Source organism: Delftia sp. WSY_22, from assembly GCF_043104185.1.
GTDB lineage: Bacteria > Pseudomonadota > Gammaproteobacteria > Burkholderiales > Burkholderiaceae_C > Comamonas > Comamonas tsuruhatensis.
Genome location: NZ_JBICKN010000040.1, coordinates 42,926 through 64,992, shown reverse-complemented (window position 1 = coordinate 64,992; position 22,067 = coordinate 42,926). Strand labels below are relative to the sequence as shown.

Below are 22,067 nucleotides of genomic sequence, written 5' to 3'. Positions count from 1 at the left end.
AGATGCATGCCGGTCCGCGTAGGCCGATGACGCAATGCAGCAAAAACGCGCTTATCGCGGCTGGGGCCGGGGTGCCGGCGCGGCTCCGTCCTGCGTGACCTCAGATACCAGGGCGCGCCACCAGCGCTCGCCTGCATGGGGGGCGGCCAGGTCCACGCGCTCGCCCATCATGGGCGTGGCCACGGCAATGCCGTGCTCGGCGCCCAGGGCCAGCACGCGCTCGAAGGGGTCCCACCAGGCATGCATGGCCAGGCTGAAGGTGCCGTTGTGAATGGGCAGCAGCCAGCGTCCGCCCAGGTCGCGGTGGGCCTGCACGGTCTGGGCCGGGTGCATGTGGACATAGGGCCAGTGCGGGTCGTAGGCGCCGGTCTCCATCAGCGTGAGGTCGAAGGGCCCGAAGCGCCGGCCGATTTCCGCAAAGCCGTCGAAATAGCCGCCGTCACCGCTGAAGAAGACACGCAGCGTGTCGGCGCTTGCCAGGTCCTCGATGACCCAGGACGCCCACAGCGTGCGGTTGCCGTCGCGCAGGCCCCGGCCCGAGAAATGCTGGGCCGGCGTGGCCGTGAAGCGCAGGCCGTCCACCTGCACGTCCTGCCACCAGTCGAACTGGCGCACCTTCTCGGGGGCCACGCCCCAGGCCATGAGCCGGTCGCCCACGCCCAGCGTGCACAGGAAGAAGTCGACCCGGGGCGCCAGGGCGCGGATGGTGGCACGGTCCAGATGGTCGTAGTGGTCGTGCGAGAGCACCACGCCGCGCAGCGCGGGCAGTTCATGCAGGGCGATGGGCGGCGCATGAAAGCGCTTGGGGCCGATGAAGGAAAAGGGCGAGGCGCGCTCGGCAAACACCGGGTCGGTGATCCACCAGCCGCCGCGCAGTTTCATCAGCAGCGTGGAGTGGCCCAGGCGGTACAGGCTGCGCTCGGGCGCGGCGGCCAGGTCGGCCGGGGTGAGCCGCTGCACGGGCAGGGGCGCCGCAGGCTCGGTGTCCTTGGGCTTGTTGAAGAAGAAGTCCCACATCACCTTGGCGTCGGGCTGGGGGGCATTGGCCGGGCGGGGATGGATGTTGCGAAAGCGCCCGGCCGACGATTGGGGCGATTGGGAGTAGTCGGCAATCGGGGCGCGGAAGATGCGGGTTGTTTTCACGGTGCTCCGTCGGTGTTCAGGCCGCCGCCATCATGGAACCGATGGCGCAGCCCTGTCGAGATGGTGGTCTTGGCGGCCCCGTTCAAGGCGCCTTGCGTGTCGTCATGTAAACAAAAAAGGAGCTGCCCCTGCAGGCAGCTCCTTGTGGTGATGGCCCGGAGGCTGGTCATCAATGGGCGCCGGCCGCCTCGGCACCGCCGGCATGGCCCGCGGGGCGCCTGGTCATCCAGATCAGCACGATCAGCACCAGGAACAGCACGGACGACGCCAGGAAGATGTCGTCGGCGGCGCGCGTGTAGGCCTGCTGGTCCACCAGCCGGTTGATCTGGGCCAGCGCCTGCGCCTGGCTCAGGCCTGCGGCCTGCAGCCCCTGCAGGGTGACGCCGAACACGCCCTGGCCCTGGATCAGCCCTTCGGTCAGATGGGCGTGGTGCAGCGCGGCGCGGTTTTCCCACAGCGTGGTGGCGATGGAGGTGCCCATGGCGCCCGCCGTGATCCGCACGAAGTTGCTCAGGCCGGCGGCGGCCGGGATACGGTCCGGCGAAATGCCCGACAACGTGATCGTAGTCAGCGGAATGAAGAAGAAGGCCATGGCCGCGCCCTGGATCAGCGTGGGCACCAGGATGTGCATGAAGTCGGTCTCCACCGTGAAGCGCGAGCGCATCCACAGCACCAGGGCGAACACGATGAAGGCGCCCGTGGCCATCCTGCGCGGGTCCCACTGCGTGACCTTGCGGCCCACCAGCGGTGTCAGGATGATGGCGAAGATGCCTACCGGCGCCAGTGCCATGCCGGCCGTGGTGGAGGTGTAGCCCATCCACTGCTGCAGCCACAGGGGCAGCAGCACCACGTTGCCGAAGAACAGGCCGTAGGCAATCGACAGCGCCACCGTGCCGGCCGCGAAATTGCGGCGCATGAACAGGCGCAGGTCCACCACGGGGTGGGCATCGGTCAGCTCCCAGACCAGGAAGACCACGAAGCTCACGATGGCCAGCACGCACAGCGTGATGATCTCGCCCGAGGCGAACCAATCCAGCTCCTTGCCCTTGTCCAGCATCAGCTGCAGCGCGCCCACCCACAGCACCAGCAGGGCCAGGCCCACGGAGTCGATGGGCAGCTTGCGCGTGGGGGTCTCGCGGCTGCGGTAGATGCTCCAGGTCATCAGGGCCGACAGCAGGCCCACCGGCACGTTGATATAGAAGATCCAGGGCCAGGAGATGTTGTCCGTGATCCAGCCGCCCAGCAGCGGGCCGACCACGGGGGCCACCAGGGTGGTCATCCCCCACAGCGCCAGGGCCACCCCGGCCTTGGCCGGGGGATAGCTGGACAGCAGCAGCGTCTGCGACAGCGGGATCATGGGGCCGGCAACCAGGCCCTGGAGCACGCGGAACAGCACCAGCGTCTCCAGCGACGAGGCAAAGCCGCACAGCCAGGACGTCAGCACGAACAGCAGCACGCTCATGGTGAACAGGCGCACGGCGCCGAAGCGCTGGGTGAGCCAGCCCGTGAGCGGCACCGAGATGGCGTTGGCCACGCCAAAGCTGGTGATCACCCAGGTGCCCTGGCTGGGGCTGACGCCCACGTCGCCGGAAATCGCCGGAATGGCGACGTTGGCGATGGACGAGTCCAGCACGTTCATGAAGGTGGCCAGCGACAGGGCCAGCGTACCCAGGGCCAGCTGGGCGCCCTTGAGCGGGACCGGCCGTGCAGGCATGGCCGGCGGCGCCGAGGGGGCGACCGGCGGCGCCGGCTCCGGCACGGCGGTGGTAGAGGAAGTCATAGGCAGTCCGCGTAGGTTCTGGGAAGGCGGGGGAGCGATGCCTGCTTACCTGGTCTGCATGGCCTGCGCGTCAACCGGCGCGGAGGCCACGGCGGCTGGCGCCTTGCCCTGTGCCCTGTCCTGCACCTCGGCCATGGCCACGGGCGGCAGCTCGGGCAACTGCTTGAGCGGTGCCACGTTCTGGCCCGCCACGATGTGGGCAATGCGCTCCTCGGCCTGCGGCAGCGCCATGTCGTAGACGGAGGTCTGGGCCACGGGTGCGTTGCGCGTGGTCGTTGCCAGCACCTCGCCCTGCTGGTCTCGCACGTCCACCTTGACTTCCATGGACAGGCCCACGCGCAGCGGGTGCTGTGCCAGGTCTTCCGGCGCCAGCGCAATGCGCACGGGCACGCGCTGCACCACCTTGATCCAGTTGCCGGTGGCGTTCTGCGCGGGCAGCAGCGAGAAGGCCGCGCCGGTTCCTGCGCCCATGCCCACCACGGTGCCGTGGTAGCTGATCTTGTCGCCGTAGACATCGGCCGTCAGCTCGGTCTTCTGGCCTATGCGCAGCTGGGCCAGCTGGCTTTCCTTGAAGTTGGCATCCACCCAGAGGTTGTGCAGGCCCACCACCGTCATCAGCGGCGCGCCCGAGGCCACGCGCTGGCCCAGCTGCACGCCGCGCTTGGCCACATAGCCTTCCACGGGCGAGACCAGGCGCGTGCGCTGCAGCGCCAGATAGGCTTCGCGCACCTTGGCGGAGGCGGCGATCACGCTGGGGTGCTCTTCGGCGCTGCTGCCCTTGGTCTGGGCTTCGGCAGCCGTCAGCTGCGCCTTGGCGGCGCGCACGGCGGCTTCGGCTGCCGAGGCGGCATTGCCGGCCGTGCGGGCCAGGGACTGGGCGTGGTCGAACTCCTCCTTGCCCACGGCGCCCGTGGCCAGCAGCGGGCGGCGGCGCTCCACATCCTCGCGGGCGCGGGCGGCATCGGCCTGCAGGCGGGCCAGATCGGCCTCGCGCTGGGCCACCTGGGCGACCAGGGGGGCATTGTTGGCGTACAGCGTGCGCACCTGGCGCACGGTCTGGGCCAGCTGCGACTCGGCCTGGGACAGGGCGACCAGGGCATCGGCCGAGTCCAGCTGCACCAGCAGCTGGCCGGGCTTGACGTAGTCGGTGTCGTCGGCGCCGATGCTGATCACCGTGCCGCCGACCTGCGGCGTGATCTGCACCACGTTGCCCGCCACATAGGCGTTGTCCGTGGTCTGGTAGTTGCGGGCCACCATCCAGTGCCAGCCGCCCCAGGCGACGGCGGCCACCGCGACGGCGGCGGCCACGATGGTCAGGCCCTTGCGGCGGCCCTGCGGGTTGGCCACGGGCGAGGCTGCGGCAGCGGGTGCATTGGATGCTTGCTTGTTGGTATCGGTCATGGTGTTCGGCGCTTTGTTATCTGTGAATGTGGTTGTGCGGCCGGGGCAGGGGGCTGGCGGTCTGTCACGCTGGCTGGCGGTCTGCCCGGTGGAATGTCAAGAGTGAGGTGGGTTCCTGTGCGGGTTGCGATCTCAGTGCTGGCTGACCTGCACGGCAGCCGTGCCATCGGTCCAGCCGCCTCCCAGGGCCTTCATCAGCGACACGCGCGTGTCCAGCGCGCGGGCGCGCAGGTCCACGTCCAGGCGGCGCTGGGTGATCACCTGGGTTTCGGTGTTCAGCACCGTCACCTGGCTGGCCAGGCCGGCCTTGTAGCGCTGCACGGCAAAGTCGTAGGCGCGTTCGGCCTTCTCCAGCGACTCGGCCTGCAGCTGCTGTTGGCGCACCAGCGATTGCACGGAAGTGATGGCGTCGCCCGCTTCCTTGACCGCATCGAGCACCACGCCGTTGTACTGGGCAATGGCGGTGTCCAGGTCGGCCTGCGTGCCGCGCAATTGGGCGCGCAGGCGCTTGCCGTCGAACAGGGGCAGGCGCAGCGCGGGCGTCACGCCCATCTGGCGCGAGCTGCCCTTGAACAGGTTGTCCAGCCCGACGGCATTGAGGCCGATGAAGGCCGTCAGGTTGATATCGGGATAGAAATCCGCCCGCGCGCTCTCTATGCCCTGCGTTGCCGACTCCACGCGCCAGCGCGCGGCCACCACATCGGGGCGGCGGCCCAGCAGGTCTGCGCCCAACTGGCCGGGCATGGCCTGGATCTGCAGCGCGGCCAGACGGGGCGCCAGCTGCAGCTGCGCCTCGGGCGCCTGGCCGCAGAGCACGGCGACGGTGCGGCGCGCCAGCGTGATCTGCTCGTCCAGCATCTCGATCTGCGTGCCGGCATCGGGCAAGCCGGCCTGGGCCTGGGTCAGCTCCACCTGGCTGTCCAGCCCGGCGCGCGTGCGCTGCTGGCTCAGCTCCAGCAGAGACTGGCGCTGGGTCAGCGTGCGGCCGGCCACCTCCTTCTGGGCAATCAGCCGGGCCAGCGCCACATAGCTGCGCGCCACCTGGGCGGCCAGCTGGTTGGCGGCCGCGGCGCTGTCGGCCTGGGCGGCACGGGCCTGGCCCAGGGCGGCCTGCAGGTCGGCGGCATGGCGGCCAAAGAAATCCGGCGTCCAGCTCAGCCCGGCCTGCAGGTTGCCGGTGTTGTAGGTATGGCCGGCAATGGGAGCAGGCACCAGGCCGTTGGCGCTGTAGTGCTGGCGCGTGGCGTCGACGCCGAGCGTGCCGCGCACATCGGTGGCCGTGCTGGTGGCCGTGGCCAGGGCGGCGGCCTTGTCGAAGCGGGCGCGGCTCATGGCCAGGCTGGGGCTGCCCTGCAGCGCCTGGGCGATCAGGCCGTCCAGCTGGGCATCGCCCAGGGACTTCCACCAATCGGCGGCGGGCAGGCTGGTATTGGCGCCTGTCTCGGACTGGGCCGTCAGACCCAGGTCGGAGGCGCCCAGCCGGGCCAGCGGCTCATGGGCCGGGCCCTGGGAAGCACAACCGGCCAGGGCCAGCGCGGCGCACAGGGTGGCCGCTGCGGCGGCCACGCGGCGGGGCGCGGCGGACACGGAAACAAAGGAATTGGGCATGGTGGTCTGCCTGTTGGGGGTCAAGAATCAGGAAATCGGAAACCGGGGCGGAAAAAGGGGCTGGCGCTGTCAGGCCGCGGGCGTGGCAGGCGCAGGGGCTGGCGGCGCAGCTTCCGGCGCGCGCATCGCATCGCCATTGGCCAGCAGGCGGCGCAGCATGTCCAGCAGCTGGCGCGACTCGTCATGGCTGAAGCCGGCCATATGGGCATTCATCACGCTGGACAGCACCTGCGGCACCTTGGCCGCCATGGCGCGGCCTTCATCGGTCAGCACCAGCTTGACCACGCGCCGGTCCACCGTGGAGCGCTCGCGCCGCAGCATGCCCTTGGATTCGAGCCGGTCCAGCGCCCGCGTGATGGAGGCCGGATCCAGCCCCAGGTCACGCGCCATGCCGGCATTCGTGGCGTCGCTGCACAGCAGCAGCTTGTACAGCGGCAGCCACTGCACATAGGTCAGCTCATGCTCGGCCAACTGCGCATCGGCCTGCTGGAGGATGGAGCTGAGCACCTTGCGCATGAGGAACCCCACGCTCTCGAAGGGCGTGTAGCTGCCGGGGCTGTAGAAGTCCGAGGGCTGCAGGCCGTTGGGCAGGGGTGGCTGGGTCATGGTGTCTTGCAAGTGAAATGATTGACTGCGCAATGATTGTTGCGGCAATTATTGCAGAAACACCGAATGGCCGCATGGCTCGCGGGTGCCGGGGACGAGGCAAGGGTTTTCCATCGGGCCGGTGGCTTCCTGACCCCTGTTCGACCACCGGCCACACCGACAACGCTCACTTGTCCTGGGCCACCGCACGCCCTTTCTCCAGCCTAGCCACGGCCTCGCGGTAGGCGGGGCTGGCGCGCAGTTGCTGGTAACGCTCCAGGCCGCGCTGGTATTCGGTGGAGCGGACATCGATCTCGCGGTCCGAGACATAGGTGAGTCCGGCGCGGTGCCACATTTCCAGGTCGGCCAGCACCTGGGCGCGGCTGAGGTCGGTGGGGGCAGCAGTGGAGGAGGGCGCTGCGTCCTGGGCGAGGGTGGTGCCGGCCAGGCCCAGGCTGAGGGCGGCGAGGGCGATGAAGCGGGTGAAGTCGGAAGTGCGCATGGGGAACCTTTCAGGTGAAGCGAAGTGATGAGGGCTTCATGGTCCCGCCGCCGCCCTGGCCGGCACAGCCGTTTGCGACGCACTGCAGCATGGCGGGAGCCAATGGCCGTTGGGTTTCGTGAAATGCCTGGAGGGCAGGCGCGGCCATCCGAGGAGCGCCGCCAGCCATGGAAATGGGTTGATCAGCCTGTGTGCGGCAGATTATTTCCAGTTGCTCCAATAAGTCGGCATAAACATCTGTCAAATGGCTGGTTAAAGCATGAATCGGCAGCAAATTCCAGCGGCACAGGCCGACAATCGCCGCTCTCCATGTCTTCATCCATTCCACTTTCCCCCGCTGCCGTTTCGGCAGATTCCGTCTCCCGCAGTTCCGAGGCCTTTCGCGGCTTCAGGGATGCGATTCCCGTGATGCTGGGTTTCGTGCCCTTTGCCCTGGTGCTGGGCGCCCAGGCCGTGCAAAAGGGGCTTGCACCGCTGGAAGTTCCTCTCATGACCGGGATGAACTTCGGCGGCGGCTCGGAGTTCACGGCCATACGGCTGTGGACCTCGCCGCCGCATGTGCTGCTGATCGTCGCCATGTCCTTCCTGGTCAATTGCCGGCACATCCTGATGGGTGCGGCGCTGGCGCCCTATCTGCGCCATCTGCCCAGGCGCCGTGCCTTGCCTGCCCTGTTCTTCATGTGCGACGAAAGCTGGGCGCTGGCCCTGGCAGACGCGCAGCGCAGTGCTGCCCGGCGCGTGAGCCTGCCTTACTACATGGGCGTGTCGGCGGGCCTGTACATGGCATGGGTGTCGTGCACGGCGGCCGGTGCCTTTCTGGGGCCACGCATTGGCGACCTGGAGCAGTACGGCTTCGACATGGCGTTCACCGCCGTGTTTCTGGTGCTGCTGCGCGGCATGTGGAAGGGCGTCAGGCCTTGCCGGCCCTGGCTGGTGAGCCTGCTGACGGCGGCCCTGGTCTACAAGCTGGTGCCTGGCGCCTGGTATGTGGCGGCCGGCGCCGTTTCGGGCCTGATCTGCGCGGCCTTGCTGGCGCCCAGGAGCTGAGCGATGGAAGCCACAACCTTGCTGACGCTGGTGCTCATGGCGTGCAGCACGTATTTCACGCGGGTGATCGGCTACCTGCTGCTGCGCGGGCGCACGCTGAGCCCGCGCATGCAGTACGTGATGGAAAGCCTGCCGGGCTGCGTGCTGATCTCGGTGATTGCCCCGGCGTTTGTGTCCGAGCGTCCGGCCGATCTGCTGGCCCTGGGGGTGACGCTGGTGGCGGCCAGCCGGCTGCCCATTCTGCCGACGGTGCTGATCGGCATTGCGTCGGCGGGTGCGCTGCGGCACTGGCTGGGGTGATGGCGGGTGGGGCGGGGCGTTTTGGGCCTTCAGTTCGCCCGCCAGTGGTCGATGTATGGGGCATGCAAGTCTCATCCTCCACCTCGGCTTCCGCCTCGGGAGCCGCTTCATCCTCCGGCGGCAATGACATCGCTGCGTTGCAGCGCAAGCTCAAGGAGCTGCAGCAGGCGCTCAAGGAAGTGGCCTCCGAGAACATCGACGCCAAGGCCAAGCAACAGAAGTCCAAGCTGCTGCAGACGCAGATCATGATGGTGCAAAACCAGATCGAGGCGCTGATGCGCGCCAGGCAGCAGGCCCAGCTCGACAAGCAGCGCGAGCAGCAGCAGGCCGCCGAGGCGCCATCGCAATCCCCATCGAAGGGCGGCAAGGCGCCCGGGCTGGGCGGTGTGGTCGACGTCTACGTCTGATCCAGTGAGATGGCCCGTGTTTTCACGGGCCGTTTTTCAAGACATTCAATGTAACTTACATGAAAATGCTGTTCGAACTTTGAGAGGGTTGGCTCTGCAACACGGATGGGGGAAGGGGGCTTGCCTGCGGGGTGATAGCCGCGAGCGTCGCAACTCCTATGGAACTTATTGATTTTTGACTCTCAAGAAACCGGCGGTTGCTACCGATAAGGCAAGCAATGTGACTGCCGGGATGCGATAGCGATGGCCTATACCGATGGCGTCACGGGGACAGAGGGATCTGCGATGAAAAAACTCGGCGATGTGCGTATCGGTACCCGGCTTACCGGTGTTTTTCTTGTTCTGCTGATCTGCCTGATGGCCGTGGGCGCCGTCGGCGCAAGGGCGCTGGGCCATGTGTTCTCGGGCACGCAGACCATGTACCAGGACCGCGTGGTTCCGCTCAAGCAGCTCAAGCAGATTGCGGACGCCTACGCCGTCAACGTCATAGATACGGTCAACAAGGCGAATGCCGGCCTGATCACGGCGCAGGAGGCAGCGGCGAGCATTTCCGGCACGCTGCCCGCGATCGACGCGGCCTGGCGCAGCTATTCGTCCACACAGCTGACCTCGCAGGAGGCCGTGCTGGCCAGCCAGGCGCAGGCGCTGTTCGCACCTGCCAACCAGAGCATCGACCGGCTGCTGCAGCGGCTCAAGACGCTGGATGGAAAAAGGGCCGGCAGCCTGGACGAGTTCGATGGCGCGCTGTATGCCAGCGTAGACCCCATCAGCGCCAAGATCGGCGAACTGGTGGAGCTGCAGCTCAAGGCATCCGAGGATGTGTATGCGGACTCCCGCCAGGTCCTGGCGCAGTCGCAGATGCTGATCTACGGCTTTGTCGCGGCCGCTGTCATCCTCGCCGTGGCGCTGGGCTATGTGGTCACGCGCTCCATCACCGTTCCCCTGAAGTCCGCCGTGGAGGTGGCCAGGCACATCGAGCAGGGCGATCTGGCTTCCGAGATCCAGGCCACGGGGCGCGACGAAGTCGGCGACCTGCTGCGCTCCATGAGTGCCATGCGCGAATCGCTGGCCAGCATCGTTGGCGATGTGCGGCGCGGGGTGGAGTCGGTGACCACGGCATCCAGCCAGATCGCGGCAGGCAACCAGGACCTGAGCAGCCGCACCGAACACCAGGCCTCCAGCCTGCAGGAGACGGCGGCCTCCATGGAGCAGCTGGCAGGCAATGTGGGCCAGAGTTCGGAGAATGCGCGGCAGGCCAGCGCCCTGGCCGTGCGTGCCAAGGAGGTGGCGGGCGTGGGCGGTGGCGCTGTCGCCAGGGTCGTGGGCACCATGGACGAAATCTCGGCCAGCAGCGGAAAGATTGCCGAGATCACGGGCGTCATCGATTCCATCGCCTTCCAGACGAACATCCTGGCGCTCAACGCAGCGGTCGAGGCCGCGCGGGCGGGCGAGCAGGGCAGGGGGTTTGCCGTGGTGGCCGGGGAAGTGCGCTCCCTGGCCCAGCGCAGCGCCGCAGCGGCGCGTGAAATCAAGGCGCTGATCACGGCCTCCACCGAGACGGTGCGAATGGGCGGCAACCAGGTCCGGGAAGCCGGCAAGGCCATGGACGCCATCGAATCCCAGGTGCGCGAGGTGGCGTCGTTGATCGAGGCCATCTCGGCCGCCAGCGTGGAGCAAAGCGGCGGCCTGGGACAGATCAGCGAGGCGGTCTCCCAGATGGACCAGGTCACGCAGCAAAACGCTGCCCTGGTGGAAGAGTCTGCCGCCGCAGCTGCCAGCCTGGAGCGACAGGCCCGCGTGCTGGCCCAGGCGGTGGCCACGTTCAGGATCAGCGAGTTCAAGGAGATCGGCATGGCGCCCGCCGGCAGGGCATTGGCCGTTGCCTGAAGCGGGCAAGGCAAGGGCGCGGACAGGGCGCTCTTGCCTTCTTTCTGATCAAGTCAATGTAACTTACATAATTTCATTTTCAGATCAGAAATAAGGAAAGCCGCCGTTTTCCGGCGGCGGCTTGTCAAGGGCTGGGGGTCACCCCGCGCTGTTGCGGCCTTGCCAGCGCTCGGCGGGCTTGGTGTACATGGCGGCAATCTGCGATTCAAACCGCGCCATGAGGTTGTTGCGCTTGAGCTTGAGGGTGGGCGTCATCAGCCCGTTCTCAATGGTCCAGGGCTCCAGTTCCAGGTGCACGGCACGGGGGACCGCATAGCGGGCAAAGCTGGCCACCTGTTTCTCGATGCGGGCCAGCGCTTCACGCTCGGCGGCGGCGTGGTTCAGGCTCTTGGGATCTTCGGGATCCAGGCCCAGGCGCTGGGCCATGGCCTGCCATTCACCACGCTCGATGACGGCCACGGCGGCGATGAAGGGGCGGTCTTCGCCCACGACAAAGACCTGGGTGAAGAACGGGTCGCCGGTGATGGCCAGCTCCAGGTCGGCCGGTGGAATCTTCTCGCCGGTGGAGGTGACGATGATTTCCTTGATGCGGCCCTGGATGCGCACGCGCCCATCCTCGATCACGGCCTGGTCGCCGGTGCGCAGCCAGCCGTCGTCTGTGAAGGTCTTGGCCGTGTCTTCGGGGCGTTGCCAGTAGCCCCGCATCACGCAGGGCCCGCGCACCTGCAGTTCCCGATTCTCGCCAATGCGCACTTCCACGCCCGGCAGGGCGCGGCCCACGGTGGCCGGGTGGTTGTCCTCCAGCGTGTTGGCACAGACCACGGGCGAGGTCTCGGTCATTCCGTAGCCCTGGATCAGCGGCAGGCCCAGGCCGAGAAAACAGCGCGCAATCGTGGGCGACAGCGGTGCGCCACCGCTCACGGCCACGCGCACACGCCCGCCAAACTGGGCCAGCAGCGGCTTGGCCACCAGATGGTTGAGCACGGGCCAGGGCAGCCATTGCATCCAGCCCGGCACGTCGGGCTGGGGCGCCTGCGCATCGGCAATGCCTTGTGTTTCACAAAAGCGTTGCCAGCCCCTGGCCTGGGCCAGTTCGAACAGCTGGGCCTTGAGCGGGGCACGGGCCAGCGCCTCCATGACCTTGGCGTGCACGCGCTCGTAGATGCGCGGCACGGAGACCAGCACCGTGGGACGCTGGGTCTTGAGATCCTCGGCCAGCTGGGCCACGGAGCGCGCATAGGCCACGCAGGCGCCCACGGCCATCGCCAGGTAGTAGCCTGCCGTGCGCTCGAAGGTGTGCGACAGCGGCAGGAAGGACAGGAAAACATCATCGCTGCGCGGCAGCAGCCGCTGCATCACGGCCTGTACGTTGGAGACCACGTTGCGGTGCGTGAGCATCACGCCCTTGGGCTTGCCCGTGGTGCCCGAGGTGTAGACGACGGCGGCCAGGTCCTCGGCAGAGGGAGGCGGGGGCAGGGGGACTGCGCCGCCCTCAGCCAGCCATTGGGCCAGCGGTTGCACGGGGATCTGCCGCAGGGCCTCCAGGACGGCGGCATCGCCTTCGGTTTCAGGCTCTGCGGCCCGGGAAGCCGGCTTGGCCGATGCCACGACCACCTTGCGCAGCGCGGGCAGGGCCTGGCCCGTGGCGCAGATCTTGTCCCAGGTGGATTGCTGTGCCACGAACAGCATGGACACCTGGGCATTGGCCAGGATGTAGGCAATGCTGCCTGCGTTGTCTATGGAATGCAGGGGCACCGGCACATGGCCGCAGCGCAGGCTGGCCAGGTCGATGGACATGGCATCCAGCCCGTTGGGCAAAAGAATGGCAATGCGCGAGCCCGGTGCCAGCTCCTGTACGGCCAGGGCCTGCGCCCACAGGGCCACGCGCTCGCCGGTCTGCGCCCAGTTCAGGGACTTCCAGCTGCGCGCATCCTCGTCATAGGCCCGATAGGCCTCGCCTGCGGGCGTCTGCTGCACGCGCAGGGCCAGCATTTCCACCAGGGTGGCGGCCGTGGCCATGCTGGCATCGGCAGGCAGGCTCATGGCCAGGGAAAGGGCGCGGGCTGGATCTTGGATGCTCATGCGAAGAGGTGCGGACCGAAGTGGATGGTGCCGCTGATGATAGCTGCCGGTTACCGCAGGCCCCGGCGTCAGCTTCGGACATGTGCGGAGTTGGCGGCGAGGTTTATGCTGCACTGCAGCGTTCTCGGGCGATGCGCCTGAAGCGAACCAGGAGCCGCATGCCCGCCTACGTCGCCACTGTTGCCCAGCCAGCCAGGGTTCAGATGAACCCGAGTTCAGGACGCTGCAGCCAGACCGTTCCTGAAGTGCTGACGCATGGCCTGCGCGGCGGCCGCGCCATCGCGGCGCAACAGGGCCTGCATGACGGTCTCGTGCTCGGCCAGCGAGTCCTCGATGCGGCCCTGCTTGAACAGCGACTTGTGGCGGTTGAGCTTCATGACCTTGCGCAGGTCGGCCACCAGCTGGTTGCGCCAGCGGTTGTCGGCGATCTGCAGCAGCTGCATGTGAAAGCTCTCGTTGAGCTCGAAGAAGCGGTCTGCATCGCGCATCTGCGCCTTGAGTTCCTCATGGGTCTGCTGCAGGGCGGCAAGTTCCTCATCGCTGCCCGATTCGGCCACGACCTGCACGGCATCGGATTCCAGCAGGCTCAGCAGGTGATAGACATCGGCAATGTCCTTGGACGACACCTCGGTCACATAGGCGCCACGGCGCACCTTCATGGTCACCAGGCCCTCGGCGGCCAGCACCTTCAGGGCCTCGCGCAGCGGGGTACGGCTGATGCCGTATTCCTCGGCAATCTTCAGTTCGTCGATCCAGTCACCAGGCGCCAGTTCGTGCGCGAAGATGCGCAGGCGCAGCTTCTCTGCCACCTGTTCGTAGAGCGCGCGGGGAGTGAGGGTGTTTGTCGACATGTGGCCCGGATTGTATCGGCAAAGATATTTTGAATGAATAATTATGAATGATGTAAACTGCGGCAGCTCTGGGGCATGCCCTCAAGGGCACCTGTCATTCACGAGCCTGAGAACATGAGACAAGACCATCCGACAGCGCAGAACGGCCAGGAATTCGCAACTGCCGACCTGCAGAAATGGGCCCAGGCGGCCGCCAAGGCCGCTCCAGGGGGCGACATCCAGGCACTGCACTGGACCACGCCCGACGGCATCGACGTCAAGCCGCTGTACACGGCGGCAGACACGGCGGATCTGCCCCATACGGATAGCCTGCCAGGCTTCGAGCCCTACATCCGCGGCCCCCAGGCCACCATGTACGCGGGCCGGCCCTGGACCATTCGCCAGTACGCGGGCTTTTCCACGGCCGAGGAGTCCAACGCCTTCTACCGCAAGGCGCTGGCCGCCGGCGGGCAGGGCGTGTCGGTGGCTTTCGACCTGGCCACGCACCGGGGCTACGACAGCGACCATCCGCGTGTCACGGGCGACGTGGGCAAGGCCGGCGTGGCCATCGATTCGGTCGAGGACATGAAGGTGCTGTTCGACCAGATCCCGCTGGACAAGATCAGCGTGTCCATGACCATGAACGGCGCCGTGCTGCCCGTGCTGGCCGGCTACGTGGTGGCGGCCGAGGAGCAGGGCGTGGCCCAGGACCAGTTGTCGGGGACCATACAGAACGACATCCTCAAGGAGTTCATGGTCCGCAACACGTATATCTACCCGCCCCAGCCGTCGATGCGCATCATCGGCGACATCATCGAGTACACGAGCAAGAACATGCCCAAGTTCAACTCGATCTCGATCTCGGGCTATCACATGCAGGAGGCGGGCGCCAACCAGGCGCTGGAACTGGCCTTCACGCTGGCCGACGGCAAGGAGTACGTCAAGACCGCCACGGCCAAGGGCATGGATGTGGACGATTTCGCGGGCCGGCTGTCCTTCTTCTGGGCCATCGGCATGAATTTCTACCTGGAAATCGCCAAGATGCGCGCGGCCCGCCTGCTGTGGTGCCGCATCATGAAGGGCTTCGGCGCCAAGAAGGCCAAGAGCCTGATGCTGCGCACGCACTGCCAGACTTCGGGCTGGTCGCTGACCGAGCAGGACCCCTACAACAACGTGGTGCGCACGACCATCGAGGCCATGGCCGCCGTCTTCGGCGGCACGCAGAGCCTGCACACCAACAGCTTTGACGAAGCCATCGCGCTGCCCACCGAGTTCTCGGCCCGCATCGCGCGCAACACGCAGCTGATCATCCAGGAAGAGACCCACATCACCAATGTGATTGACCCCTGGGCCGGCAGCTACATGATGGAAAAGCTGACCCAGGACATGGCCGACGCCGCCTGGAAGATCATCGAGGAGGTCGAGGCCATGGGCGGCATGACGGCCGCCGTGGACTCGGGCTGGGCCAAGCTCAAGATCGAGGCCGCCGCCGCCGAGAAGCAGGCGCGCATCGACTCGGGCAAGGACGTCATCGTCGGCGTCAACAAGTACAAGCTGGCCAAGGAAGACGCCATCGACATCCTCGAGGTGGACAACGTCAAGGTGCGCGACAGCCAGATCGCGCGCCTGAACCAGATCAAGGCCAGCCGCGATGCCGCCAAGGTCGAGGCCGCCCTTCAGGCCCTGACCCAGGCCGCCGAAAGCGGCGAGGGCAACCTGCTGGACCTGTCCATCCAGGCCGTGCGCCTGCGCGCCACGGTGGGCGAGGTCTCGGATGCACTGGAGAAGGTTTTCGGGCGCCACCGCGCCGATACGCAAAAGGTGACCGGCGTGTATGCAGCAGCCTACGACTCGGCCGAGGGCTGGGAAAAGCTCAAGGGCGAAATCGACGCATCGTCCGAGCAATTGGGCCGCCGCCCGCGCGTGATGATCGCCAAGCTGGGCCAGGACGGCCATGACCGCGGCGCCAAGGTGGTGGCCACGGCCTTTGCCGACCTGGGCTTCGACGTGGACATGGGCCCGCTGTTCCAGACGCCCGAGGAATGCGCGCGCCAGGCCATCGAGAACGACGTGCACGCCGTGGGCGTGTCCACGCTGGCGGCAGGCCACAAGACCCTGGTGCCGGCCATCATCGAGGAACTGCGCCGCCAGGGCGCGGACGACATCATCGTCTTCGTGGGCGGCGTGATTCCCGCGCAGGACTACGACTTCCTCTACAACGCCGGCGTCAAGGGCGTCTATGGCCCGGGCACACCCATCCCGGCCAGCGCCAAGGACGTGCTCGAGCAGATCCGCCAGGCCAACAGCCTCTGAGCCCGCCGCAGTGACTCCCGAGCAAATGCAAGACGGCATCCTGAACGGCAACCCTGCCGTTCAGCGCCGGGCGATGGCCAAGGCCATCACCCTTTTGGAATCCACGCGCACGGATCACCGCGCTGCGGCCGATGGGCTGCTCACGGCCCTGCTGCCGCATACGGGAGGATCTTTCCGCCTGGGCATCAGCGGCGTGCCGGGCGTGGGCAAGAGCACCTTCATCGAGACGCTGGGCCTGTTCCTGATTGGGCGCGGCCTACGGGTGGCGGTGCTGGCCATCGACCCATCGTCCACCGTGTCGGGCGGCTCCATCCTGGGCGACAAGACGCGCATGGAGCAGTTGTCCATTCATCCGGATGCCTACATCCGCCCCAGCCCCAGCAGCGGCACACTGGGCGGCGTGGCCGAGAAAACCCGCGAGGCCATGCTGGTCTGCGAGGCGGCTGGCTACGATGTGGTCATCGTCGAGACCGTGGGCGTGGGCCAGAGCGAGATCGCCGTGCAGGGCATGTGCGACATGTTCTGCCTGCTGCAACTGCCCAATGCGGGCGACGACCTGCAGGCCATCAAGAAGGGCGTGATGGAGCTGGCCGACCTGGTGGTCATCAACAAGGCCGACATCGACCCGCATGCCGCCACGCGCGCGCAGGCGCAGATCACCTCCAGCCTGCGCCTGCTGGGCATGCACGGCAACCCCGAGCATGCCCACCACGACGAGCGCCTTTGGCAGCCCCAGGTCATCACCATCAGCGCGCTCAAGAAGGAGGGCGTTGAAGGTTTCTGGGGTGCGGTGGAGGAATTCCGCCGCCTGCAGCAGGCCAACGGGCGCCTGGCGCTGCGCCGCGAACGCCAGGCGCTGTCCTGGATGTGGGAGCGCATCGACTCCGGCCTCAAGCAGGCCTTCCGGCAGCATCCGCAGGTGCGGGCGCTGCTGCCCCAGCTGCAGGCCGACGTGGCAGCAGGGCGCATCGCGGCCAGCACGGCCGCCAGAAATCTGCTGCAGGCGCAGGCCGGCCCCGTGGCGGCGCCGCAGTGACGGCCGACAAGACAAGACCAGACAAACCTTACCGTTAGACGTTAGAGGAATCGCAGCATGCAAGACATCCTGGATCAACTGGAGACAAAGCGCGAACAGGCCCGCCTGGGTGGCGGCCAAAAGCGCATAGATGCACAGCACAAGAAGGGCAAGCTCACGGCGCGAGAGCGCATCGAGCTGCTGCTGGACGACGGCACCTTCGAGGAATGGGACATGTTCGTCGAGCACCGCTGCACCGACTTCGGCATGGAAGACAGCAAGATCCCCGGCGACGGCGTGGTCACCGGCTACGGCATGATCAACGGCCGCCTGGTCTTCGTCTTCAGCCAGGACTTCACCGTCTTCGGCGGTGCGCTGTCCGAGACCCATGCCGAGAAGATCTGCAAGGTCATGGACCAGGCCATGAAGGTCGGCGCCCCCGTGATCGGCCTCAACGACTCGGGCGGCGCCCGCATCCAGGAAGGCGTGGCCTCGCTGGGCGGCTATGCCGACGTGTTCCAGAAGAACGTGCTGGCCAGCGGCGTGGTGCCGCAGATCTCCATGATCATGGGCCCCTGCGCGGGCGGCGCCGTGTACTCGCCGGCCATGACCGACTTCATCTTCATGGTCAAGGACAGCAGCTACATGTTCGTCACCGGCCCCGAAGTGGTGAAGACCGTGACGCACGAGGAGGTCACGGCCGAGGAGCTGGGCGGCGCCATCACCCACACCACGCGCAGCGGCGTGGCCGACATGGCCTTCGACAACGACGTGGAGGCGCTGATGATGCTGCGCCGCCTCTACAACTACCTGCCGCTGAACAACCGCGAGAAGGCGCCCGTGCGCTACACCTCGGACCCCGTGGACCGCGCCGACAAGTCGCTGGATACCCTGGTGCCCGACAACGCCAACAAGCCCTACGACATGAAGGAGCTGATCCTCAAGACCGTGGACGACGGCGACTTCTTCGAGTTGCAGCCCGACTACGCCAAGAACATCCTCACGGGCTTTGCGCGCATGGACGGGCAGACCGTGGGCATCGTCGCCAACCAGCCCCTGGTGCTGGCCGGCTGCCTGGACATCAAGAGCTCCATCAAGGCCGCGCGCTTCGTGCGTTTCTGCGATGCCTTCAACATCCCCGTGGTCACCTTCGTGGACGTGCCCGGCTTCATGCCCGGCACCAGCCAGGAGTACGGCGGCATCATCAAGCACGGCGCCAAGCTGCTGTACGCCTATGCCGAGGCCACGGTGCCCAAGATCACCGTCATCACTCGCAAGGCCTACGGCGGCGCCTATGACGTGATGGCCTCCAAGCACCTGCGCGGCGACGTCAACCTGGCCTGGCCCCATGCCGAGATCGCCGTGATGGGTGCCAAGGGCGCCGTGGAGATCATCTTCCGCGAGGACAAGAACGACCCCGCCAAGCTGGCCGCGCGCGAGGCCGAGTACAAGGCCCGCTTCGCCAACCCCTTCGTGGCAGGAGCGCGCGGCTTCATCGACGATGTGATCCAGCCGCATGAGACGCGCAAGCGCATCTGCCGCTCGCTGCAGATGCTCAAGAACAAGCAGCTGGAAAATCCGTGGCGCAAGCATGGAAACATCCCCTTGTGAAGCACCCCCTGAGCGGCTCCGCCGCTTCCCCCTCTCTAACTCGCTTCGCGAGGGAGGGGGACGACACCCTCGGTGCGGGGCGGCCCTTCCTCGGTGTCCCTCGCGTTGGTCGCGCCGGTTACTGACAGTGCTGGCGAAGCGCAAAACAGGGACAGCGAAGCTGACGACAGCTCCGGTTCCCATGATTTAGTTCCAAGAATGGGCTAAGAAGATGTTCAAGAAGATCCTGATTGCCAACCGCGGCGAGATTGCCTGCCGCGTCATCGCCACCGCCCGCAAGATGGGCATACAGACCGTGGCGGTGTACTCCGATGCGGACCGCGAGGCACGCCACGTCAAGCTGGCCGACGAGGCCGTGCACATCGGCGCCGCTCCCAGCCGCGAGTCCTACCTGCAGGCCGACCGCATCATTGCCGCCTGCAAGCAGACCGGCGCGCAGGCCGTGCACCCGGGCTATGGCTTCCTGTCCGAGAACGAGGCCTTCGCCCGGCGCGTGGAGGAAGAGGGCATCGCCTTCATCGGCCCCAAGCACGCGGCCATCGCGGCCATGGGCGACAAGATCGCCTCCAAGAAGCTGGCCGACAAGGCGGGCGTGAGCACCATCCCCGGCTACAACGATCCCATCGCCGGCCCCGAGGCCGCCGTGGAAATCGCCAAGGGCATTGGCTACCCCGTGATGATCAAGGCCAGCGCCGGCGGCGGCGGCAAGGGCCTGCGCGTGGCCTACAACGACAAGGAAGCCTTCGAGGGCTTTGCCAGCTGCCAGAACGAGGCACGCAACAGCTTCGGCGACGACCGCATCTTCATCGAGAAGTTCGTGCAGGAGCCGCGCCACATCGAGATCCAGGTGCTGGGCGACGGCCACGGCAACGTGATCTACCTGAACGAGCGCGAATGCTCCATCCAGCGCCGGCACCAGAAGGTGATCGAAGAGGCGCCGTCCCCCTTCATCAGCGATGCCACGCGCCGCGCCATGGGAGAGCAGGCCGTGGCCCTGGCCAAGGCCGTGGGCTACCAGAGCGCGGGCACGGTGGAGTTCGTGGTGGGCAAGGACCAGGATTTCTACTTCCTGGAAATGAACACCCGCCTGCAGGTGGAGCATCCGGTGACCGAGTGCATCACCGGCCTGGATCTGGTCGAGCAGATGATCCGCGTGGCCGCTGGCGAGAAGCTGGCCATCGCGCAGGAAGACGTCAAGCGCGATGGCTGGGCCATCGAGTGCCGCATCAACGCCGAGGACCCGTTCCGCAACTTCCTGCCGTCCACCGGCCGCCTGGTGCGCTTTTCGCCGCCCGAGCAGACCATGTGGCAGGCCGACACCGGCCACCTGCATGGCGTGCGCGTGGATACGGGCGTGTATGAAGGCGGCGAAATCCCGATGTTCTACGACTCGATGATCGCCAAGCTCATCGTGCACGGCAGCGACCGCAACGACGCCATCGCCAAGATGCGCGAGGCGCTCAACGCCTTCGTGATCCGGGGCATCAGCTCCAACATCCCGTTCCAGGCCGCGCTGCTGGCCCATCCCAAGTTCAAGAGCGGCGAGTTCAACACCGGATTCATTGCCGAGCATTACGCCCACGGCTTCCACGCCGAGGATGTGCCGCACGGCGACCCCGACTTCCTGGTCGCCCTGGCAGGCCACATGAACCGCCGCTACCGCGCGCGCGCCGCCACCATCAGCGGCCAGATGCGCGGCCATGAGCTCAAGGTCTCGGCCGACTACTGCGTGGTCGTGCTGGGGGCCGATGGCAAGCACCAGTACCGCGAGGTGCAGGTTTCCGACTTCGACGCGGAAAGCCGCGCCAGCACCGTCACCGTGGACGGCAAGCCCTACACCTTCCGCAGCGAGACGCCGATGCGCGCCATGTGCGTGCAGGGCAGCTGCAACGGCAAGCCCTTCACGGCGCAGGTCGAGCGCGGCACGGCCAGGAACCCGCTGGCCCTGCGCGTCATCCACAACGGCACGCAGATCGACGCCCTGGTGCTGTCGCCGCGCGGCGGCGAACTGCACCGGCTCATGCCCTACAAGGCACCGCCGGACCTGTCCAGGTTCCTGCTGTCGCCCATGCCGGGCCTGCTGGTGGACGTGGCCGTGCAGCCGGGCCAGAAGGTGCAGGCCGGCGAAAAGCTGGCCGTGATCGAGGCCATGAAGATGGAAAACATCCTGTTCGCGTCGCAGGACGGCGTGGTCAGCAAGATCAGCGCCGGCAAGGGCGACTCGCTGGCCGTGGATGATGTGATCCTGGAATTCGAGTGATATCCGCGTGATTCCTGCGCAGCAGGCGTCGACCAGAGAAAAGGCCGGGCAGCAGACCCGGCCTTTTCATTTCCACTGTCGCTTCAACTGCTTTGCCGCACCACCAGCTCATATCCCAGATCCAGGCTGTGCAATGGCAAGGCCTCGCCGCGCATCAATTGCAGCAGCATGCGCGCGCCTTCGGTTCCGATATGGCCGCGCGGCGTGCGGATGGTGGTCAGTGGCGGCACCATCTGGTCGCTGCCGGGCAGGTCGTTGAAGCCGGCGATGGCGATCTGCTGCGGCACGCGGATGCCGCGGCGCAGGGCTTCGAGCAGGGCGCCCTGGGCGATGTCATCGTTGCAGAAGAAGAGGGCATCGACGGATGGATCCAGCCGCAGGGCGGCGTCCAGCAGCTCGGCGCCCAGCGCCATCGAAGTGGGGCGGGGCCACAGCAGTTCCAGGGCCGGGTCGTGCAGGCCCGCGTCCTGCAGGGCCTGGCGGTAGCCAGAGGCGCGCTGCATCACGCGGGCATCGAGCTGGCCTGCGCAAAAGGCAATGCGCTTGTGCCCGCGCTCCATCAGATGCCGCGTGATGGCGGCTCCGGCTTCGGCCTGCGAAAACCCCACGCTAGGTGTGCCCGGCTCGCCGCCCAGCTCCATCAGGTGCACGCAGGGCACCTTGCTGGCCTGCACGAGTTCGCGCGCAGCGGGGCTGCGGTCAAAGCCGGTGAGCAGCAGGCCGGCAGGGCGCATGGGCAGGTAGGTGCGCAGCAGTTGCTCCTCTTCGGCCCGGTCATAGTGGGTCACGCCGATCAGCGCGTGGTAGCCGGCGGCGAACAGCACCTTGTGCACAGACTCGATCAGGTCCACGAACAAGGTGTTGGACAGCATGGGCACCAGCACCAGCACCTGGGCACTTTTCTGGGAGGCCAAAGCGCGCGCGGCAGGGTCGGGCACGTAGCCCATGCGCGCGGCGGCGGCGCGGATTTTCTCGACCAGGGCCGGGTCCACGCGCCGCTCGCCGCGCAGGGCGCGTGAGACCGTCATGGGGCTGACGCCGGCCGCCTGTGCCACATCGCTGAGCGTTATGCGTCCGCTGGCCCGCGACGAACGGGCGCGGCCCGTGGCGGGCAGGGCCGGGTCGGAAGGATCGGCGCAGGACGATTCTGGAGATGCAGGCGGAATCTGGCGGGCCAAGGGAATGTCCTAGGTCGGTGGCGAGAGGGTTGGAGATTATGATAGCGCTATCCCAATCATTCGAAGGCCCGCAGTCCTGCGTGTAAACCCGGACGAAGGCCTCTGAAGCACACCGAAA

Annotated in this window: 18 protein-coding genes; 8 read left to right on the top strand and 10 right to left on the bottom strand. The window is 67.0% G+C overall.

Annotated features, from left to right (window positions below; translation table 11 throughout):
- Positions 1-51: 51 nt before the first annotated feature.
- From ACF8NF_RS20130 to ACF8NF_RS20100, 7 genes are all read right to left on the bottom strand, one after another.
- On the bottom strand, positions 52-1,143 hold the full coding sequence (locus ACF8NF_RS20130) for an MBL fold metallo-hydrolase (RefSeq protein ID WP_016446038.1): 1,092 nt from the start codon (positions 1,141-1,143) through the stop codon (positions 52-54).
- A gap of 169 nt (positions 1,144-1,312) precedes the next feature.
- On the bottom strand, positions 1,313-2,923 hold the full coding sequence (locus tag ACF8NF_RS20125; RefSeq protein WP_016446040.1) for a DHA2 family efflux MFS transporter permease subunit: 1,611 nt from the start codon (positions 2,921-2,923) through the stop codon (positions 1,313-1,315).
- Between the two features lie 45 nt (positions 2,924-2,968).
- Positions 2,969-4,324, bottom strand: coding sequence for an efflux RND transporter periplasmic adaptor subunit (locus tag ACF8NF_RS20120; RefSeq protein WP_244451657.1), 1,356 nt, complete (start codon positions 4,322-4,324; stop codon positions 2,969-2,971).
- A gap of 132 nt (positions 4,325-4,456) precedes the next feature.
- Positions 4,457-5,932: an efflux transporter outer membrane subunit gene (locus ACF8NF_RS20115; RefSeq protein ID WP_392451129.1), complete on the bottom strand. Its 1,476-nt coding sequence runs from the start codon at positions 5,930-5,932 to the stop codon at positions 4,457-4,459.
- A 69-nt stretch (positions 5,933-6,001) separates the two neighbouring features.
- A complete protein-coding gene (locus ACF8NF_RS20110; protein ID WP_013802445.1) occupies positions 6,002-6,538 on the bottom strand; it encodes a MarR family winged helix-turn-helix transcriptional regulator in 537 nt (178 codons plus the stop codon).
- A gap of 166 nt (positions 6,539-6,704) precedes the next feature.
- Positions 6,705-7,019 (bottom strand): DUF4148 domain-containing protein, encoded by a 315-nt coding sequence (locus tag ACF8NF_RS20105; protein WP_310044297.1) that lies wholly within the window; start codon positions 7,017-7,019, stop codon positions 6,705-6,707.
- A 10-nt stretch (positions 7,020-7,029) separates the two neighbouring features.
- Positions 7,030-7,338, bottom strand: a complete 309-nt coding sequence (locus ACF8NF_RS20100) for a hypothetical protein (protein WP_392451128.1) — start codon at positions 7,336-7,338, stop codon at positions 7,030-7,032.
- Between ACF8NF_RS20100 and ACF8NF_RS20095 the strand changes: the two genes are divergently transcribed.
- The 4 genes from ACF8NF_RS20095 (at position 7,329) to ACF8NF_RS20080 (ending at position 10,660) form a co-directional block, all read left to right on the top strand.
- A complete protein-coding gene (locus ACF8NF_RS20095; RefSeq protein ID WP_016446045.1) occupies positions 7,329-8,066 on the top strand; it encodes an AzlC family ABC transporter permease in 738 nt (245 codons plus the stop codon). The genes ACF8NF_RS20100 and ACF8NF_RS20095 overlap by 10 nt on opposite strands.
- 3 nt (positions 8,067-8,069) lie before the next feature.
- Positions 8,070-8,366: an AzlD family protein gene (locus tag ACF8NF_RS20090; RefSeq protein ID WP_034366948.1), complete on the top strand. Its 297-nt coding sequence runs from the start codon at positions 8,070-8,072 to the stop codon at positions 8,364-8,366.
- Between the two features lie 62 nt (positions 8,367-8,428).
- Complete coding sequence (locus ACF8NF_RS20085; RefSeq protein ID WP_016446047.1) at positions 8,429-8,773, top strand: FlxA-like family protein; 345 nt, start codon at positions 8,429-8,431, stop codon at positions 8,771-8,773.
- Between the two features lie 285 nt (positions 8,774-9,058).
- Positions 9,059-10,660 (top strand): methyl-accepting chemotaxis protein, encoded by a 1,602-nt coding sequence (locus ACF8NF_RS20080; protein WP_016446048.1) that lies wholly within the window; start codon positions 9,059-9,061, stop codon positions 10,658-10,660.
- A 138-nt stretch (positions 10,661-10,798) separates the two neighbouring features.
- Here the strand turns inward: ACF8NF_RS20080 and ACF8NF_RS20075 are convergent, their stop codons facing one another.
- Entirely contained in the window at positions 10,799-12,742 is a 1,944-nt protein-coding gene (locus ACF8NF_RS20075) for an AMP-dependent synthetase/ligase (protein WP_392451127.1), read from the bottom strand.
- Positions 12,743-12,957: 215 nt separating this feature from the next.
- Positions 12,958-13,593: a GntR family transcriptional regulator gene (locus ACF8NF_RS20070; protein ID WP_016446050.1), complete on the bottom strand. Its 636-nt coding sequence runs from the start codon at positions 13,591-13,593 to the stop codon at positions 12,958-12,960.
- A 114-nt stretch (positions 13,594-13,707) separates the two neighbouring features.
- On the opposite strand from ACF8NF_RS20070, the gene scpA reads away from it, so the two are divergent.
- The 4 genes from scpA (at position 13,708) to ACF8NF_RS20050 (ending at position 20,771) form a co-directional block, all read left to right on the top strand.
- Positions 13,708-15,885: a methylmalonyl-CoA mutase gene (gene scpA, locus ACF8NF_RS20065; protein WP_016446051.1), complete on the top strand. Its 2,178-nt coding sequence runs from the start codon at positions 13,708-13,710 to the stop codon at positions 15,883-15,885.
- Positions 15,886-15,910: 25 nt separating this feature from the next.
- Positions 15,911-16,921 (top strand): methylmalonyl Co-A mutase-associated GTPase MeaB, encoded by a 1,011-nt coding sequence (gene meaB, locus ACF8NF_RS20060; RefSeq protein WP_392451126.1) that lies wholly within the window; start codon positions 15,911-15,913, stop codon positions 16,919-16,921.
- A 57-nt stretch (positions 16,922-16,978) separates the two neighbouring features.
- Positions 16,979-18,511: an acyl-CoA carboxylase subunit beta gene (locus tag ACF8NF_RS20055; RefSeq protein ID WP_016446053.1), complete on the top strand. Its 1,533-nt coding sequence runs from the start codon at positions 16,979-16,981 to the stop codon at positions 18,509-18,511.
- A 211-nt stretch (positions 18,512-18,722) separates the two neighbouring features.
- Positions 18,723-20,771 (top strand): acetyl/propionyl/methylcrotonyl-CoA carboxylase subunit alpha, encoded by a 2,049-nt coding sequence (locus ACF8NF_RS20050; RefSeq protein WP_016446054.1) that lies wholly within the window; start codon positions 18,723-18,725, stop codon positions 20,769-20,771.
- 83 nt (positions 20,772-20,854) lie between these two features.
- On the opposite strand, the gene ACF8NF_RS20045 is transcribed toward ACF8NF_RS20050, so the two are convergent.
- Positions 20,855-21,949 (bottom strand): LacI family DNA-binding transcriptional regulator, encoded by a 1,095-nt coding sequence (locus tag ACF8NF_RS20045; protein ID WP_016446055.1) that lies wholly within the window; start codon positions 21,947-21,949, stop codon positions 20,855-20,857.
- Positions 21,950-22,067 lie beyond the last annotated feature (118 nt).

Excerpts from the sequence above, each read along its gene's own strand:
- ACF8NF_RS20125 (WP_016446040.1), bottom strand. The coding sequence starts at position 2,923 with ATGACTTCCTCTACCACCGCCGTGCCGGAGCCGGCGCCGCCGGTCGCC.
- ACF8NF_RS20120 (WP_244451657.1), bottom strand. The coding sequence starts at position 4,324 with ATGACCGATACCAACAAGCAAGCATCCAATGCACCCGCTGCCGCAGCC.
- ACF8NF_RS20115 (WP_392451129.1), bottom strand. The coding sequence starts at position 5,932 with ATGCCCAATTCCTTTGTTTCCGTGTCCGCCGCGCCCCGCCGCGTGGCC.
- ACF8NF_RS20110 (WP_013802445.1), bottom strand. The coding sequence starts at position 6,538 with ATGACCCAGCCACCCCTGCCCAACGGCCTGCAGCCCTCGGACTTCTAC.
- ACF8NF_RS20105 (WP_310044297.1), bottom strand. The coding sequence starts at position 7,019 with ATGCGCACTTCCGACTTCACCCGCTTCATCGCCCTCGCCGCCCTCAGC.
- ACF8NF_RS20095 (WP_016446045.1), top strand. The coding sequence starts at position 7,329 with ATGTCTTCATCCATTCCACTTTCCCCCGCTGCCGTTTCGGCAGATTCC.
- ACF8NF_RS20100 (WP_392451128.1), bottom strand. The coding sequence starts at position 7,338 with ATGAAGACATGGAGAGCGGCGATTGTCGGCCTGTGCCGCTGGAATTTG.
- ACF8NF_RS20090 (WP_034366948.1), top strand. The coding sequence starts at position 8,070 with ATGGAAGCCACAACCTTGCTGACGCTGGTGCTCATGGCGTGCAGCACG.
- ACF8NF_RS20085 (WP_016446047.1), top strand. The coding sequence starts at position 8,429 with ATGCAAGTCTCATCCTCCACCTCGGCTTCCGCCTCGGGAGCCGCTTCA.
- ACF8NF_RS20080 (WP_016446048.1), top strand. The coding sequence starts at position 9,059 with ATGAAAAAACTCGGCGATGTGCGTATCGGTACCCGGCTTACCGGTGTT.
- ACF8NF_RS20075 (WP_392451127.1), bottom strand. The coding sequence starts at position 12,742 with ATGAGCATCCAAGATCCAGCCCGCGCCCTTTCCCTGGCCATGAGCCTG.
- ACF8NF_RS20070 (WP_016446050.1), bottom strand. The coding sequence starts at position 13,593 with ATGTCGACAAACACCCTCACTCCCCGCGCGCTCTACGAACAGGTGGCA.
- scpA (WP_016446051.1), top strand. The coding sequence starts at position 13,708 with ATGAGACAAGACCATCCGACAGCGCAGAACGGCCAGGAATTCGCAACT.
- meaB (WP_392451126.1), top strand. The coding sequence starts at position 15,911 with ATGCAAGACGGCATCCTGAACGGCAACCCTGCCGTTCAGCGCCGGGCG.
- ACF8NF_RS20055 (WP_016446053.1), top strand. The coding sequence starts at position 16,979 with ATGCAAGACATCCTGGATCAACTGGAGACAAAGCGCGAACAGGCCCGC.
- ACF8NF_RS20050 (WP_016446054.1), top strand. The coding sequence starts at position 18,723 with ATGTTCAAGAAGATCCTGATTGCCAACCGCGGCGAGATTGCCTGCCGC.